The 15564-nt window shown below is 61.7% G+C and carries 14 protein-coding genes; 9 read left to right on the top strand and 5 right to left on the bottom strand.

The window, feature by feature from the left end:
* Positions 1-61: 61 nt before the first annotated feature.
* The gene (locus AC07W4_RS05820) at positions 62-1102 is read right to left on the bottom strand and encodes a threonine aldolase family protein (RefSeq protein ID WP_495031811.1); all 1041 of its coding nucleotides are present in this window, start codon (positions 1100-1102) and stop codon (positions 62-64) included.
* A 132-nt stretch (positions 1103-1234) separates the two neighbouring features.
* On the opposite strand from AC07W4_RS05820, the gene AC07W4_RS05815 reads away from it, so the two are divergent.
* From AC07W4_RS05815 to fdhA, 8 genes are all read left to right on the top strand, one after another.
* Positions 1235-1999, top strand: coding sequence for a TraX family protein (locus AC07W4_RS05815; RefSeq protein WP_495031810.1), 765 nt, complete (start codon positions 1235-1237; stop codon positions 1997-1999).
* Between the two features lie 299 nt (positions 2000-2298).
* On the top strand, positions 2299-3552 hold the full coding sequence (gene glyA, locus AC07W4_RS05810; RefSeq protein WP_008048190.1) for a serine hydroxymethyltransferase: 1254 nt from the start codon (positions 2299-2301) through the stop codon (positions 3550-3552).
* 23 nt (positions 3553-3575) lie between these two features.
* Positions 3576-4826, top strand: a complete 1251-nt coding sequence (locus tag AC07W4_RS05805; protein WP_007947735.1) for a sarcosine oxidase subunit beta — start codon at positions 3576-3578, stop codon at positions 4824-4826.
* 14 nt (positions 4827-4840) lie between these two features.
* Entirely contained in the window at positions 4841-5170 is a 330-nt protein-coding gene (locus AC07W4_RS05800; RefSeq protein ID WP_008048193.1) for a sarcosine oxidase subunit delta, read from the top strand.
* Entirely contained in the window at positions 5167-8184 is a 3018-nt protein-coding gene (locus AC07W4_RS05795; protein ID WP_495031809.1) for a sarcosine oxidase subunit alpha, read from the top strand. Before AC07W4_RS05800 ends, AC07W4_RS05795 begins: the two co-directional genes overlap by 4 nt.
* Positions 8185-8383: 199 nt before the next feature.
* Entirely contained in the window at positions 8384-9016 is a 633-nt protein-coding gene (locus AC07W4_RS05790) for a sarcosine oxidase subunit gamma (RefSeq protein WP_495031808.1), read from the top strand.
* 180 nt (positions 9017-9196) lie between these two features.
* The gene (purU, locus tag AC07W4_RS05785) at positions 9197-10054 is read left to right on the top strand and encodes a formyltetrahydrofolate deformylase (RefSeq protein WP_007981374.1); all 858 of its coding nucleotides are present in this window, start codon (positions 9197-9199) and stop codon (positions 10052-10054) included.
* A 199-nt stretch (positions 10055-10253) separates the two neighbouring features.
* A complete protein-coding gene (gene fdhA, locus AC07W4_RS05780) occupies positions 10254-11453 on the top strand; it encodes a formaldehyde dehydrogenase, glutathione-independent (protein WP_495025522.1) in 1200 nt (399 codons plus the stop codon).
* A gap of 306 nt (positions 11454-11759) precedes the next feature.
* Here fdhA and AC07W4_RS05775 read toward each other — a convergent pair whose 3' ends face one another.
* Genes AC07W4_RS05775 through AC07W4_RS05765 form a run of 3 tightly spaced genes read right to left on the bottom strand, consistent with a single transcriptional unit; the run spans position 11760 to position 13705 of the window.
* Entirely contained in the window at positions 11760-12434 is a 675-nt protein-coding gene (locus tag AC07W4_RS05775) for an anti-sigma factor (RefSeq protein WP_495031807.1), read from the bottom strand.
* Complete coding sequence (locus AC07W4_RS05770; RefSeq protein WP_495031806.1) at positions 12431-13057, bottom strand: sigma-70 family RNA polymerase sigma factor; 627 nt, start codon at positions 13055-13057, stop codon at positions 12431-12433. The genes AC07W4_RS05775 and AC07W4_RS05770 overlap by 4 nt, the downstream gene beginning before the upstream one ends.
* 54 nt (positions 13058-13111) lie before the next feature.
* Complete coding sequence (locus tag AC07W4_RS05765) at positions 13112-13705, bottom strand: fasciclin domain-containing protein (RefSeq protein WP_495031805.1); 594 nt, start codon at positions 13703-13705, stop codon at positions 13112-13114.
* Positions 13706-13992: 287 nt separating this feature from the next.
* Here AC07W4_RS05765 and AC07W4_RS05760 point away from each other — a divergent pair, with 287 nt between their 5' ends.
* Positions 13993-14553, top strand: a complete 561-nt coding sequence (locus tag AC07W4_RS05760; protein WP_495031804.1) for a DUF2780 domain-containing protein — start codon at positions 13993-13995, stop codon at positions 14551-14553.
* A gap of 1 nt (position 14554) precedes the next feature.
* Here AC07W4_RS05760 and yihG read toward each other — a convergent pair whose 3' ends face one another.
* Positions 14555-15442 (bottom strand): 1-acylglycerol-3-phosphate O-acyltransferase, YihG family, encoded by an 888-nt coding sequence (gene yihG, locus AC07W4_RS05755; RefSeq protein ID WP_495031803.1) that lies wholly within the window; start codon positions 15440-15442, stop codon positions 14555-14557.
* Positions 15443-15564 lie beyond the last annotated feature (122 nt).

Below are 15564 nucleotides of genomic sequence, written 5' to 3'. Positions count from 1 at the left end.
TACTACCGCTTTCGCGAGCAAGCCCGCTCCCACAGGGGGGGGATCGGTGTAAACCAGAGTTTTAGTGGGACATCACTTCACGAATGTCTTTCGCCAATTCCCGCACACGCTCTTCCTCGGTATCCCACGAGCACATGAAGCGTGCGCCGCCGTTGCCGATGAAGGTGTAGAAGCGCCAGCCCTTGGCGGTCAATGCGGCGATGGCCGGTTCCGACAGTTGCAGGAACACGCCGTTGGCCTGCACCGGGAACATCAGCTCCACCCCCGGAATGTCGCTGACCAGTTCGGCCAGCAATTGCGCGCAGTGGTTGGCGTGGTTGGCGTATTTGAGCCAGGCGTCGTTTTCCAGAATCCCGACCCACGGCGCCGACAGGAAGCGCATTTTCGACGCCAGCTGCCCGGCCTGTTTGCAGCGATAGTCGAAGTCTTCAGCCAGTTTGTGGTTGAAGAACAGGATCGCTTCGCCCACCGCCATGCCGTTCTTGGTGCCGCCGAAGCACAACACGTCGACGCCGGCCTTCCAGGTCAGGTCAGCCGGGGAACAGCCGAGGAACGCACAGGCGTTGGAGAACCGTGCACCGTCCATGTGCAGGTTCAGGCCCAGCTCCTTGCAGGTGGCGCTGATGGCGCGGATTTCGTCCGGGGTGTAGACGCTGCCGACTTCGGTGGCCTGGGTCAGGGTCACGACGCGGGGTTTCGGGTAGTGGATGTCCTGGCGCTTGAGCGCAACCTCTCGGATCGATTCCGGGGTCAGCTTGCCGTTTTCAGTGCGGGCGATCAGCAGTTTGGAGCCGTTGGAGAAAAATTCCGGGGCGCCGCATTCGTCGGTTTCGACGTGGGCGGTTTCCGAGCAGATCACGCTGTGGTAACTCTGGCACAACGACGACAGGGCCAGCGAGTTGGCGGCGGTGCCGTTGAAGGCGAAAAACACTTCGCAGTCGGTCGCAAACAGTTTGCGGAAATCATCGGACGCGCGGGCGGTCCACTCGTCGTCGCCGTAGGCGCGCTGGTGGCCGTGGTTGGCCTGTTCCATGGCGGCCCAGGCTTCAGGGCAGATGCCGGAATAGTTGTCGCTGGCGAATTGTTGGCTCTTGTCGGTCATGGCCTGCTTCCGTGGTCGAGATGCCTATGGTGAAGCGTCCCGTGGTCAATGAGGGTGCGCACTGTACCCAAGATCGTCAGGTGGAGCGCACAGGATGTCGCTGTGGGGAAAATACAGTGTGGAAGGGCAATTATGCACGTGACAACGCACAAGATCATGCACAAGACCATGCACAAGGCCATGCACTTAAAGCCGCGCGACGGTGCACTGGATCTGCTCAAGTGGCTGGCGCTTTTGAGCATGGTGCTCGATCACCTGCGATATGTCGGTTATTCCGCCGATCTGTTGTATGTGCCGGGGCGCCTGGCGTTTCCGTGGTTCTGCCTGGCGATGGCGGCCAACCTGGCGCGCCTGCGGACTACGACGACCGGTGGCCAGTGGCGCTATCCGGGTTGGTTGTTGCTGTTTAGCGCGGTGAGTGAAATTCCCTACCGGATGTACATTCCCGATCCCGACACCTTGAACGTGCTGCCCACCCTTGCCCTGGGTCTGCTGGTGGTTCGTGGCTGGCAGCAGCCGGTGCTTGCATCGCGACTGCTGGCGGCGGGCGCGTTGCTGCTGGCAGCGTTGTTCTCCCAGCGATTGATGTTCGGTTGCTTTGGCGTCCTGTTGCCGCTGGCGATACTGCTGGTGATCCGCCGTCCCTGGTATTTCGCGCTGTTGCCGGGGTTTGTCTGTCTTGCGGCCAATCAATGGCAGGTGCTGTATTACTCCGTTCGATTGGGCAATCACGTGGCGATGGCGGCAGTCGCCACTTGTCTGATTGCGCCATGGCTCGGGCTGTTCTTGTTGCGACATGTAAAAGGCGTAAAAGCACCGCCGATGCGGCGTTGGGCGTATGCGCTGTATCCCGTGCATTTCCTCGTTTTGCTAGCGCTACGTCAGGCTCTCGCCTAACCCCTGTAGCAGCTACCGAAGGCTGCGTTCGACTGCGCGGCAGTCGCAATCGGTTGTATCCGGGATTACCTGACCGATGGCGGCATCAGGTTTTACGCCGGCTTCGCCGTCGAACGCAGCCTTCGGCAGCGGCTACAAAGGACCGCTCCTGCAACGCATGTCGTAAACGCACCTTTGCGTGGCGTCCATAGGCATTTGACCACTCGAAGCCGGTCATACCATCGCTATCAAAGGGCACTGCCGAAAAGCCAGTGCCTCACCGAGACGAATGGCGCACTGCCGCCGCTGGGAGAGACGCGATGTTCAGCAAGCAAGACCAGATCCAGGGTTACGACGATGCACTGCTGGCGGCTATGAATGCCGAGGAGCAACGTCAGGAAGATCACATCGAGCTGATCGCGTCGGAGAACTACACCAGCAAGCGCGTCATGGAAGCGCAAGGCAGCGGCCTGACCAACAAATACGCCGAAGGTTATCCGGGCAAGCGCTACTACGGCGGTTGCGAGCACGTCGACAAGGTTGAAGCCCTGGCCATCGAGCGCGCCAAGCAATTGTTCGGCGCCGATTACGCCAACGTGCAGCCGCACTCCGGTTCCTCGGCCAACAGCGCCGTTTACCTGGCCCTGCTGCAAGCCGGCGACACCATCCTCGGCATGAGCCTGGCCCACGGCGGCCACCTGACCCACGGCGCCAAAGTGTCGTCCTCGGGCAAACTCTACAACGCCGTGCAGTACGGCATCGACACCAAGACCGGCCTGATCGATTACGACGAAGTCGAGCGCCTGGCCGTAGAGTGCAAGCCAAAGATGATCGTGGCCGGCTTCTCGGCTTACTCCAAGACCCTGGACTTCCCGCGCTTCCGTCAGATTGCCGATAAGGTCGGTGCGCTGCTGTTCGTCGACATGGCCCACGTTGCCGGTCTGGTCGCTGCCGGCCTGTACCCGAACCCGCTGCCGTATGCCGATGTGGTCACCACCACCACCCACAAGACCCTGCGCGGTCCTCGTGGCGGCCTGATCCTGGCCAAGTCCAACGAAGAAATCGAGAAGAAGCTCAACGCGGCAGTTTTCCCGGGTGCCCAGGGCGGCCCGCTGATGCACGTGATCGCCGGTAAGGCGGTGTGCTTCAAGGAAGCGCTGGAGCCAGGCTTCAAGGCTTATCAGCAGCAAGTGATCGACAACGCCCAGGCCATGGCCGGCGTGTTTATCAAGCGCGGCTACGATGTAGTGTCCGGCGGTACCGACAACCACCTGTTCCTGGTCAGCCTGATCCGTCAGGGCCTGACCGGCAAGGACGCGGATGCCGCCCTCGGTCGCGCCCACATCACTGTGAACAAGAACGCTGTTCCGAACGATCCACAGTCGCCGTTCGTGACCTCCGGCCTGCGCATCGGCACCCCGGCGGTCACCACTCGCGGCTTCAAGGTGACCCAGTGCGTCACGCTGGCCGGCTGGATCTGCGACATCCTCGACAACCTCGGCGACGCCGATGTCGAGGCCAATGTCGCCGAGCAAGTGGCAGCCCTGTGCGCGGACTTCCCGGTTTATCGCTGAGTGCGGTTTTGGAGTAAATGACTATGCAACGCTACTCGGGCTTCGGCCTCTTCAAACACTCTCTCAGCCATCATGAAAACTGGCAGAAAATGTGGCGCACGCCGACCCCTAAAAAGGTCTACGACGTGGTCATCGTCGGTGGTGGCGGGCATGGCCTCGCCACGGCTTACTACCTGGCCAAGGAACACGGCATCACCAACGTGGCCGTGGTCGAGAAAGGCTGGCTGGGCGGCGGTAACACCGCGCGCAACACCACCATCGTTCGCTCCAACTACCTGTGGGACGAGTCGGCGCACCTGTACGAACACGCGATGAAACTGTGGGAAGGCCTGTCCCAGGACCTCAACTACAACGTGATGTTCTCCCAGCGCGGCGTCTACAACCTGTGTCACACCCTGCAGGACATCCGTGATTCCGAGCGTCGGGTCAGCGCCAACCGCCTCAACGGCGTGGACGGTGAACTGCTCGATGCCAAGCAGGTTGCCGACGAGATTCCGTACCTCGACTGCTCCAAGAACACTCGCTACCCGGTGATGGGCGCCACCGTCCAGCGTCGCGGCGGCGTGGCCCGTCACGATGCCGTGGCATGGGGCTTTGCCCGGGCCGCCGATGCCCTCGGCGTGGACCTGATCCAGCAGACCGAAGTGATCGGTTTCCGCAAGGAAAACGGCGTGTGCATCGGCGTTGAAACCAACAAGGGCTTCATCGGCGCCAAGCGCGTCGGCGTAGTGACCGCCGGTAACTCCGGGCACATGGCCAAGCTCGCCGGTTTCCGCCTGCCGATCGAATCCCACCCGCTGCAAGCGCTGGTTTCCGAGCCGATCAAGCCGATTATCGACAGCGTGATCATGTCCAACGCCGTGCACGGCTACATCAGCCAGTCCGACAAGGGCGACCTGGTGATCGGCGCCGGTATCGACGGCTACAACGGCTACGGCCAGCGTGGTTCGTACCCGGTGATCGAGCACACCATCCAGGCCATCGTCGAGATGTTCCCGGTGCTGTCGCGGGTACGCATGAACCGTCAGTGGGGCGGCATCGTCGACACCACGCCGGATGCCTGCCCGATCATTTCGAAAACCCCGGTACCGAACATGTTCTTCAACTGCGGTTGGGGCACCGGCGGCTTCAAGGCCACACCTGGCTCGGGCAACGTGTTTGCCGCGAGCCTGGCCAAGGGTGAAATGCACCCATTGGCCGCACCTTTCTCCATCGACCGTTTCCACAACGGTGCGTTGATCGATGAACACGGCGCTGCTGCGGTTGCCCACTAACAGGAGAAATCCCCATGTTGCATATCTTCTGTCCTCACTGCGGCGAACTGCGCTCCGAAGAGGAATTCCATGCATCCGGCCAGGCGCACATCCCGCGTCCACTGGATCCGAACACCTGCACCGACGAGGAGTGGGGCGACTACATGTTCTTCCGCGATAACCCGCGCGGTCTGCACCACGAGCTGTGGGATCACGTTGCCGGTTGCCGTCAGTACTTCAACGTCACCCGCGACACCGTGACCTACGAGATTCTCGAAAGCTACAAGATCGGCACCAAGCCACAATTCACCGACAAGACCGATAGCCCGAAAGCGGCCAGCACGGCTCTGGGAGAGAAGGTATGAGCCAGATCAATCGCCTGTCCAACGGCGGACGGATCGACCGCAACAAAGTCTTGACCTTCACCTTCAACGGCCAGAACTACAAAGGCTTCGAAGGCGATTCCCTGGCCGCTGCACTGCTGGCCAACGGCGTCGACATCATCGGTCGCAGCTTCAAGTATTCCCGTCCACGCGGCATCTTCGCCGCCGGTGCCGAAGAGCCGAACGCGGTGCTGCAGATCGGCGCCACCGAAGCCACGCAGATCCCGAACGTGCGTGCCACGCAACAGGCGCTGTATCAAGGCCTGGTCGCCACCAGCACCAACGGCTGGCCGAGCGTGAACAACGACATGATGGGGATTCTCGGCAAGGTCGGCGGCAAGCTGATGCCACCGGGCTTCTACTACAAAACCTTCATGTACCCGCAATCGTTCTGGATGACCTACGAGAAGTACATCCGCAAGGCTGCCGGCCTTGGCCGCTCGCCGACCGAGAACGATCCGGACACCTACGACTACATGAACCAGCACTGCGACGTGCTGATCGTCGGCGCCGGCCCTGCGGGTCTGGCCGCTGCACTGGCCGCTGCGCGCAGCGGTGCCCGTGTGATCCTGGCCGACGAACAGGAAGAGTTCGGCGGCAGCCTGCTCGACTCCCGCGAAAGCCTCGACGGCAAGCCTGCGGCGGAGTGGGTGGCCAGCGTCATCGACGAGCTGAAGAACACCCCGGACGTGCTGCTGTTGCCGCGCGCCACCGTCAACGGCTACCACGACCATAACTTCCTGACCATTCACGAGCGCCTGACCGATCACCTCGGCGACCGCGCACCGATCGGCCAGGTGCGTCAGCGCATCCACCGGGTTCGCGCCAATCGCGTGGTACTGGCGACCGGCGCTCACGAGCGCCCACTGGTCTACGGCAACAACGACGTGCCGGGCAACATGCTCGCCGGCGCCATCTCGACTTATGTGCGTCGTTACGGCGTGGCACCGGGCAAGAAGCTGGTGCTGTCGACCAACAACGACCACGCCTACCGCGTTGCCCTGGATTGGCTCGATGCCAGCCTGCAAGTGGTGGCCATCGCCGACGCCCGCAGCAATCCGCGAGGTGCGCTGGTGGAAGAGGCGCGTGCCAAAGGCATCCGCATTCTCACCGGCAGCGCCGTGATCGAGGCCCGTGGCAGCAAGCGCGTGACCGCTGCCCGTGTGGCCGCCATCGATGTCAAAGCCCACACCGTGACCAGCCCAGGCGAATGGCTTGAATGCGACGTGGTGGCCAGCTCCGGTGGCTACAGCCCGGTGGTTCACCTGGCTTCGCACCTGGGTGGCAAGCCGATCTGGCGCGAAGACATCCTCGGTTTCGTACCGGGCGAAGCACCGCAGAAACGCGTGTGCGTCGGTGGCATCAACGGCGTCTACGGCCTTGGCGATTCCCTGGCCGATGGTTTTGAAGGTGGCGTTCGCGCTGCTGCCGAAGCCGGCTTCCAGTCGGTCGAAGGTGTGCTGCCAAAAGCCCTGAGCCGTCTGGAAGAGCCGACCCTGGCGCTGTTCCAGGTGCCCCATGAAAAGAACACCGCACGGGCGCCGAAGCAATTCGTCGACCTGCAAAACGACGTCACCGCCGCCGCCATCGAACTGGCGACCCGCGAGGGCTTCGAGTCGGTCGAGCACGTCAAGCGCTACACCGCCCTGGGCTTCGGTACCGATCAGGGCAAGCTCGGCAACGTCAACGGCCTGGCCATCGCTGCCCGCTCGCTGAACGTGACCATCCCGCAGATGGGCACCACCATGTTCCGTCCGAACTACACGCCGGTGACTTTCGGCGCCGTGGCCGGTCGTCACTGTGGGCACATCTTCGAGCCGGTGCGTTACACCGCGTTGCATCAATGGCACCTGAAAAACGGCGCCGAGTTCGAAGACGTCGGCCAGTGGAAACGTCCTTGGTACTTCCCGAAATCCGGTGAAGACCTGCATGCCGCGGTGAAACGCGAATGCAAAGCCGTGCGCGACAGCGTCGGCCTGCTCGATGCTTCGACCCTGGGCAAGATCGACATCCAGGGCCCGGATGCGCGCGAGTTCCTCAACCGCGTCTACACCAATGCGTGGACCAAGCTCGATGTGGGCAAGGCGCGTTACGGCCTGATGTGCAAAGAAGACGGCATGGTCTTCGACGACGGCGTGACGGCTTGCCTGGCCGACAACCATTTCGTCATGACCACCACCACCGGCGGCGCGGCTCGCGTACTGCAGTGGCTGGAGCTGTACCACCAGACCGAATGGCCGGACATGAAGGTGTTCTTCACCTCCGTCACCGACCATTGGGCGACCATGACCCTGTCCGGGCCGAACAGCCGCAAGCTGCTCGCTGAAGTCACCGACATCGACCTGAGCAGCGAAGCCTTCCCGTTCATGACCTGGAAAGAAGGTCTGGTCGGTGGTGTGCCGGCGCGGGTGTTCCGGATTTCGTTTACCGGTGAGCTGTCGTACGAAGTCAACGTGCAAGCCGACTACGCCATGGGCGTGCTGGAAAAAATCGTCGATGCCGGCAAGAAGTACAACCTGACTCCGTACGGCACTGAAACCATGCACGTGCTGCGGGCCGAGAAGGGCTTCATCATCGTCGGTCAGGACACTGACAGCTCGATGACCCCGGACGACCTGAATATGGGCTGGTGTGTCGGTCGCACCAAACCGTTCTCGTGGATCGGCTGGCGTGGCATGAACCGCGAAGACTGTGTGCGTGATCAGCGCAAGCAACTGGTTGGCCTGAAACCGATCGATCCGACCAAATGGCTGCCGGAAGGCGCGCAACTGGTGTTCAACACCAAGCAAGCCATCCCGATGACCATGGTGGGTCACGTGACTTCCAGTTACCTGCACAACTCCCTGGGCTATTCGTTCGCCATGGGCGTGGTCAAGGGCGGGTTGCAGCGGATGGGCGAGCGAGTGTTCGCACCCCTGGCCGACGGCAGCGTGATCGAGGCGGAAATCGTTTCTTCGGTGTTCTTCGATCCGAAAGGCGAACGCCAGAACGTTTGATGGCTTCAAGTCCGGTGGGTGGGCAATGACACCGAGTCGGCCCATTCGCGGGCAAGCCCGCTCCCACAGGATCGAAGTCGCCAAGGGAATTTGAGTCAGGCATCAATCCTTGTGGGAGCGGGCTTGCCCGCGAAGGCGGCAGTCCAGTCACCACGAAGGTTGAGACCAACCGCACAACAGAATTCAGAACAGGTGCTTTATGACCACAGCCAATGTTTATCAACAACGCCCAACCTCCGGGGCCAAGGCCGAGTCGTCGCTGCATCACGCCGACCTCGCCAGCCTGGTGGGCAAGGGCCGCAAGAACGCCGGTGTAACCGTGCGCGAGAAAAAACTCCTCGGCCACCTGACCATTCGTGGCGATGGCCACGACGCCGCATTCGCCGCAGGCGTGCACAAGGCCCTGGGCATTGGATTGCCAGGCGCGCTGAGCGTCATCGTCAAAGGCGAAACCAGCCTGCAATGGATGGGGCCGGATGAGTGGCTGCTGATCGTGCCGACCGGTGAAGAGCTTGCCGCCGAGCAAAAACTGCGCGAGGCACTGGGCGATCTGCACATTGCAATCGTCAACGTCAGCGGCGGCCAGCAACTCCTCGAACTGAGCGGCCCGAACGTGCGCCAGGTGCTGATGAAGTCCACCAGCTACGACGTGCACCCGAACAACTTCCCGGTGGGCAAAGCCGTCGGCACGGTGTTCGCCAAATCGCAATTGATGATCCGTCACACCGCTGAAGACACCTGGGAACTGCTGATTCGTCGCAGCTTCTCGGATTACTGGTGGCTGTGGTTGCAGGATGCTTCTGCCGAGTATGGGCTGAGCGTTCAGGCCTGAATCCCTGTAGCAGCTGCCGAAGGCTGCGTTCGGCGACGAAGTCGTCGTCAAACCTGCGACAGCGTTCTTTCAGACTGATCCGGGATTCAGGTTTTACGACGGCTTCGCCGCCGAACGCAGCCTTCGGCAGCTGCTACACAAAGCGGCGTTGCTGCTACTTTCGAACAGGAGTCACGCATTATGAGCCGCGCCCCAGACACATGGATTCTGACCGCCGACTGCCCCAGTGTGCTCGGCACCGTGGACGCGGTGACCCGCTTTCTGTTCGAGCAGGGCTGCTACGTCACCGAACACCACTCCTTTGATGATCGGCTCTCGGGCCGTTTCTTCATTCGTGTGGAATTCCGCCAGCCCGATGGCTTCGACGAGCAGTCGTTCCGCGCGGGTCTGGCCGAGCGCGGTGAGGCCTTCGGCATGATCTTCGAACTGACCGCGCCGAACTACCGGCCGAAAGTGGTGATCATGGTTTCCAAGGCCGATCACTGCCTCAACGATTTGCTTTATCGCCAGCGCATCGGCCAGTTGTCGATGGACGTCGCCGCCGTGGTCTCCAACCACCCGGACCTCAAGCCACTGGCTGACTGGCACCAGATTCCGTACTACCACTTCCCGCTGGATCCGAACGACAAGCCGTCCCAGGAACGTCAGGTATGGCAGGTCATCGAAGAGTCCGGTGCGGAACTGGTGATCCTTGCGCGCTACATGCAAGTGCTGTCGCCGGAGCTGTGCCGCAAGCTCGATGGCAAGGCGATCAACATTCACCACTCCCTGTTGCCCGGGTTCAAGGGCGCCAAGCCTTATCACCAGGCCTACAACAAGGGCGTGAAACTGGTGGGCGCCACGGCGCATTACATCAACAACGACCTGGATGAAGGCCCGATCATTGCCCAGGGTGTGGAGGCAGTGGACCACAGCCATTACCCCGAAGACCTGATCGCCAAGGGGCGGGATATCGAAGGGCTGACTCTGGCCCGTGCCGTTGGATATCACATCGAAAGAAGAGTGTTTTTGAACGCCAATCGCACGGTCGTTCTTTAGATAGCTATCGCTGGCAAGCCAGCTCCCACAGGGTTTTGTGTTGTTCACAGATCTTGTGTCCCCCGTTCCACTGTGGGAGCGGGCTTGCCCGCGATGAGGCCCTCACAAGCAACAAAAGAAACAGCATCTATACCCGAGCACTTAACGCGCTGCCTGCCTGGGCAACGCGGTTCCATAAAAACAACAGCGAGGTGAAAGCATGTCTGGCAATCGTGGTGTGGTGTATCTCGGCGCTGGCAAGGTCGAAGTACAGAAGATTGACTATCCGAAAATGCAGGACCCGCGTGGCAGGAAGATAAACCACGCCGTCATCCTGCGTGTGGTTTCCACCAACATCTGTGGTTCCGACCAGCACATGGTGCGCGGTCGTACCACCGCTCAGACCGGTCTGGTACTGGGCCACGAGATCACCGGTGAAGTGATCGAGAAGGGCAGTGACGTCGAGAACCTGCAAATCGGCGACCTGGTCTCGGTACCGTTCAACGTGGCTTGCGGGCGCTGCCGTTCCTGCAAAGAAATGCACACAGGCGTCTGCCTGAGCGTCAACCCGGCACGTCCGGGCGGTGCTTATGGTTACGTCGACATGGGCGACTGGACCGGTGGACAGGCCGAATACGCCATGGTGCCGTACGCCGACTTCAACCTGTTGAAACTGCCGGATCGCGACCGGGCCATGGAAAAAATCCGTGACCTGACTTGCCTCTCCGACATCCTGCCAACCGGCTACCACGGCGCCGTGACCGCTGGCGTTGGCCCGGGCAGCACCGTGTATATCGCTGGCGCCGGTCCGGTCGGCCTGGCCGCTGCCGCTTCCGCTCGCCTGTTGGGCGCTGCGGTGGTGATCGTCGGTGACGTCAACACCATCCGCCTGGCCCACGCCAAGGCCCAGGGTTTCGAGATCGCCGACCTGTCCCTGGACACACCGCTGCACGAACAGATCGCCGCACTGCTGGGCGAGCCGGAAGTGGATTGCGCCATCGACGCCGTCGGCTTCGAAGCCCGTGGCCACGGCCATGACGGCGTGAAACACGAAGCCCCGGCCACCGTGCTCAACTCGCTGATGGGCGTGGTGCGTGTGGCAGGCAAGATCGGCATCCCTGGCCTCTACGTGACCGAAGACCCAGGCGCTGTCGACGCTGCCGCGAAAATGGGCAGCCTGAGCATCCGCTTCGGCCTGGGCTGGGCCAAGTCCCACAGCTTCCATACCGGCCAGACCCCGGTAATGAAGTACAACCGCGCGCTCATGCAAGCGATCATGTGGGACCGTATCAACATCGCCGAGGTGGTGGGCGTTCAGGTGATCAGCCTGGATCAGGCACCACAGGGTTATGGCGAGTTCGATGCGGGCGTGCCGAAGAAGTTTGTGATCGATCCGCACAAGATGTTCAGCGCGGCGTAAGGGCGGTAGCTAAAAACCCAGAAGCTACGCCTTCCTTGTAGCAGCTGCCGAAGGCTGCGTCCGGCTGCGCAGCAGTCGTAAATCCGGTTTGCACGATCTCTCTGAGGTACCGCGAATTCGGATTTTACGACTGCTGCGCAGCCGGACGCAGGCTACGCCAGCTGCTACAGATTGCGTTGTGGCTTAACTGATCGGCATTAGGCGACTGAGGTCGCCCTTCTTTTTGCTTTCAAATCGCATGCAATCTATGTGCGGGCTTGCCCGCTCCCACAGGTTTTGTGTCTGCCATTGGTTTTGAGTGAGGCTTTAGAGTGCCGCCAACGCCCCTTGGTACAGCACCGGCCCTGTCGGTTGCCCGGTCGGTGAGCCGCCCTTCGGTTCAAGGCTGACCGCCAGCGCGATCGGCTTGCCGATCAGCGCTTTCTGCGTCTCGCTCAATGCGACCTTGCCTTTGCCTCCAGTCGGAATCACACCGAGGGAAATCGGCTTGCCGTCCGCCGGAATCGCCCACAACTCCAGACTTTGTCCAGGTTCGACAGCCGCCAGCGTTAGCGGCTCGACTTGCAGGTAATCCTCGTGGGCCTGTACGCGCATCGCGGGTTGCGCGTCGGCGTTGACCAACGTGGCGCTGTAGCGCGCGTCGTCGGGGAGGTAGAGTACGCCGAGCGTTACTGCGATCAGCAGCGAGCAGACCGCTGCCGTCACTCGCAGCCAACTCCAGAACGGACGCTTCTCTGGCACGTGCAGCACTTGTGGATCGATCCGCGCGGTAATGCCTTGCCAGACGCGATCCGGCACCGGCTGCTCCGGCAGGGCGTCGGTCAGGCTGACCAGGCTTTCCTGCCACTGTGCCAGTTCTGTGCGCAAGGCCGCATCTTCCAGCAACAGCTGTTCGAAACGCCGGCGCGCGGTGGCAGGCATCAGGCCGATGGCATAGTCGGCGGCGAGGGCGCGGCGCAGGGTCGGGGTTCGATAGTTCATGATTCAAGGCACCTGCGCAGACGTTCCATGCCGCGGCGGATCCAGGACTTCACCGAGCCCAGCGGCGCGGCCAGGTGTTCGGCCAGTTCGGAGCACGACAGTCCCTGGAAATAGGCGACGGTAATCGACTGGCGCTGCATGCCTTCGAGGCTGTCCAGGCAACGGTTCAAGGCGCTGGCTTCACGGGCACTGTCCAGTTGCTCGTGGACCGATGGGCTTTCATCCACGAGCCTCTGTTCTTCGAGATCGCTCAATGGCCGATCGCGGTGTTTGCGCAACTGGTCGATAGCCTGATGACGGGTGATGTTGATCATCCAGGTCAACGGCGCCGACAAATGCGCTTCGTAGCGCGATGCATTGTTCCAGATGCGCACGAAGCTCTCTTGCAGTACCTCTTCGGCCAGGTCCGGACGGCCCATGAAGCGCAGCGCTACTCCGTGCAGGCGTGGGCTGACGCTGCGGTACAGCGTCTCGAACGCGCGGCGGTCGCCCAGTGAACACTGGGCCAGCAATTGCCTGAGCTGATCGGCGTCGGCGATGGGAATGGCGGTTCTCCCGGAAAGCGGGGCAGGTGGCCGGTTGCAGGCAGAGGTTAGTTCACGGTGCGCAGTTGTTCCATTCACGGCGAACACCTCGGGCGGACCGCCGCCCCCGATGCGCGAGGGCGGCGGTACGGCTCAGCTTTTCGGCATCAGCACCTTGTCGATGACCTGAATCACCCCGTTGGACTGGTACACGTCGTAGGTGGTGATGTCAGCGACGTCGCCCTTTTCATCCTTGATGGTGATGTTGTGCGGACCGTTCATCATGGCCCACAGTTTGCCGCCGGCAACCGTGGTCAGTTCGGCCTTGCCGCCACCTGCCCTGATTTTCTCGGACAGGGTCATCATGTCGAGTTTCCCGGCGACTACGTGGTAGGTGAGTATGTGGGTCAACGTGGCCTTGTTGGCCGGTTTGAGCAAGGTGTCGACGGTTCCCGCGGGCAGGGCGGTGAAGGCCGAATTGACCGGGGCGAACACAGTGAACGGACCTTTGCCCTTGAGGGTGTCAACCAGGCCGGCGGCTTTTACCGCGGCGACCAGGGTGGTGTGATCGGCGGAGTTCACTGCGTTATCGATGATGTCCTTGCTTGGCAGCATAGTCTGGCCGCCGACCGTGACGGTGCCGTGGCCCATGTCCGCCGCTTGCACGGTGTTCAGGACGAGTCCGCCACCAAGGGCCAGGGTCAGCAGGCTGGCAATCAATGGCGTTTTGATCGAAGTGCGTTTCATGGTGATGATCCTTGTGATGAGAATCGGCCAGGAGTGTCTGTCCGTGCTTGATATACGGGCGTGGGGGCAGGCTGGATGCAGTGCGGGGGGAATTTTTTCTGTAGGAGCGAGCCTGCTCGCGATGGACGCTAACGCTAACGCGTACTTCCTGAATCAACGCGTTGCCCTGGAGTCCATCGCGAGCAAGCTCGCTCCTACAGGGGGCTGGGAACAATCCTCGGGGATGCCAGTCCAATGCACAGTTTTTCGCCGCCCATTGCCGGGCGGTGTTCATCGAGGATGTCTGAATGAAGATTTCACGCGGTTTTGCACTGGCATCACTCCTGACCCTGGCTGCCAGCCCGGCCTTTGCACAGTTCAACCTGAGCGATGCAGCCAATGCCATTGCCGGCATGAAGGGCGATGACGCGGCCGCGACCGCCGCTCCGACACCACAGACCGCCGATTTGCTGAGCACCCTCAGTGAATTGGACATCACCCCAGAGCAAGCCATCGGCGGCGCCGGGGCCATGCTGGGCCTGGCGAAGAACCAGTTGAGTTCGACCGACTACTCGGAACTGGCCAAAAGCGTGCCGGGCATCGACATGCTCTCGGGCGGCGGTGAGTTGGGCGCGCTGGCCGGCCTACTCGGCTCCAGCGGCAAGGCTGCAGGGCTGGATAACGCGTTGGGCAACGTCAAGGACACCAACGACCTGAACAACGCTTTCAGCGCCTTGGGCATGGACACCGGCATGATCGGCCAGTTTGCTCCGGTGCTCTTGCAATACCTCGGTCAGCAGGGCGTCGGCGGTACGCTGCTGAGCAGCCTGGGCAACATCTGGGGCGCCGGCAGCGGCATCGGTAGCTGATTCAGCAGCGCCCGGCGCGCAAGGCGTCGATGCGCCGGTCCTTCTCGATCCAGAGCTGGTTGACCCAGTTCTGGACCTTCTCGCGAAACGCAGGGTCGTTTTCGTAATCGCCCTGCCACAGCGCCGGGTCGAGTTCGCGGGTCTTGATGTCGATGATGACCCTTGGCAGATTGCCGCTGATCAGGTCCCAGAACCCCGGAATCCTCTGCTGCGGGTAAACCACCGTCACATCGAGAACGGCGTCCAGCTGTTCGCCCATTGCCGCCAGCACGAATGCCACACCGCCAGCCTTGGGCTTGAGCAGGTGAGTGAATGGCGACTGCTGTTGAGCGCTTTTCGCTGCGGTGAAGCGCGTACCTTCCAGATAATTGACCACCGTCACCGGTTGGCGCTTGAACAGCTCGCAGGCCTTTTTGGTGATCTCCAGATCCTTGCCCGCCAGCTCCGGGTGTTTGGCCAGGAACGCCTTGCTGTAGCGCTTCATGAACGGGTAGTCCAGCGCCCACCACGCCAGGCCCAGGAAGGGCACCCAGATCAGTTCTTTCTTGAGGAAGAATTTGAAGAACGGTGTGCGCCGGTTCAGCGTCTGGATCAGCGCCGGGATGTCGACCCAGGATTGATGGTTGCTGATCACCAGATACGAGGTATCGCGACGCAGATCGTCACCGCCACGGATGTCCCATTGGGTGGGGATGCAGACGCGGAAGATCAGCTTGTCGATTTCCGACCAGGTCTCGGCGATCCACATCACCGACCAGGAGGCGTAATCGCGCAAGCGGCCGGGCAGGACCAGCTTGAGCAGGGCAAACACCAGCAACGGCCCGATCAGGACCAGGGTGTTGAGCAAAAGCAGCAGGGTCACGAAACAGCCGGTGAGCAGGCGGCGCATAAGTCACTCGTGGAAGCGGTTGGGCGCGCCATGATAAGCAGCTTCGGGCGACAGGCCAAATCGGCTGATGACAAATGTTTCACCTTCGAGTGGCTATGCTCGACGCTGAAGTTGTATTGAAT

The sequence above is a fragment of the Pseudomonas sp. GW821-FHT02A08 genome (genome assembly GCF_059422045.1).
This window is presented reverse-complemented; position numbering and strand designations above follow the sequence as displayed.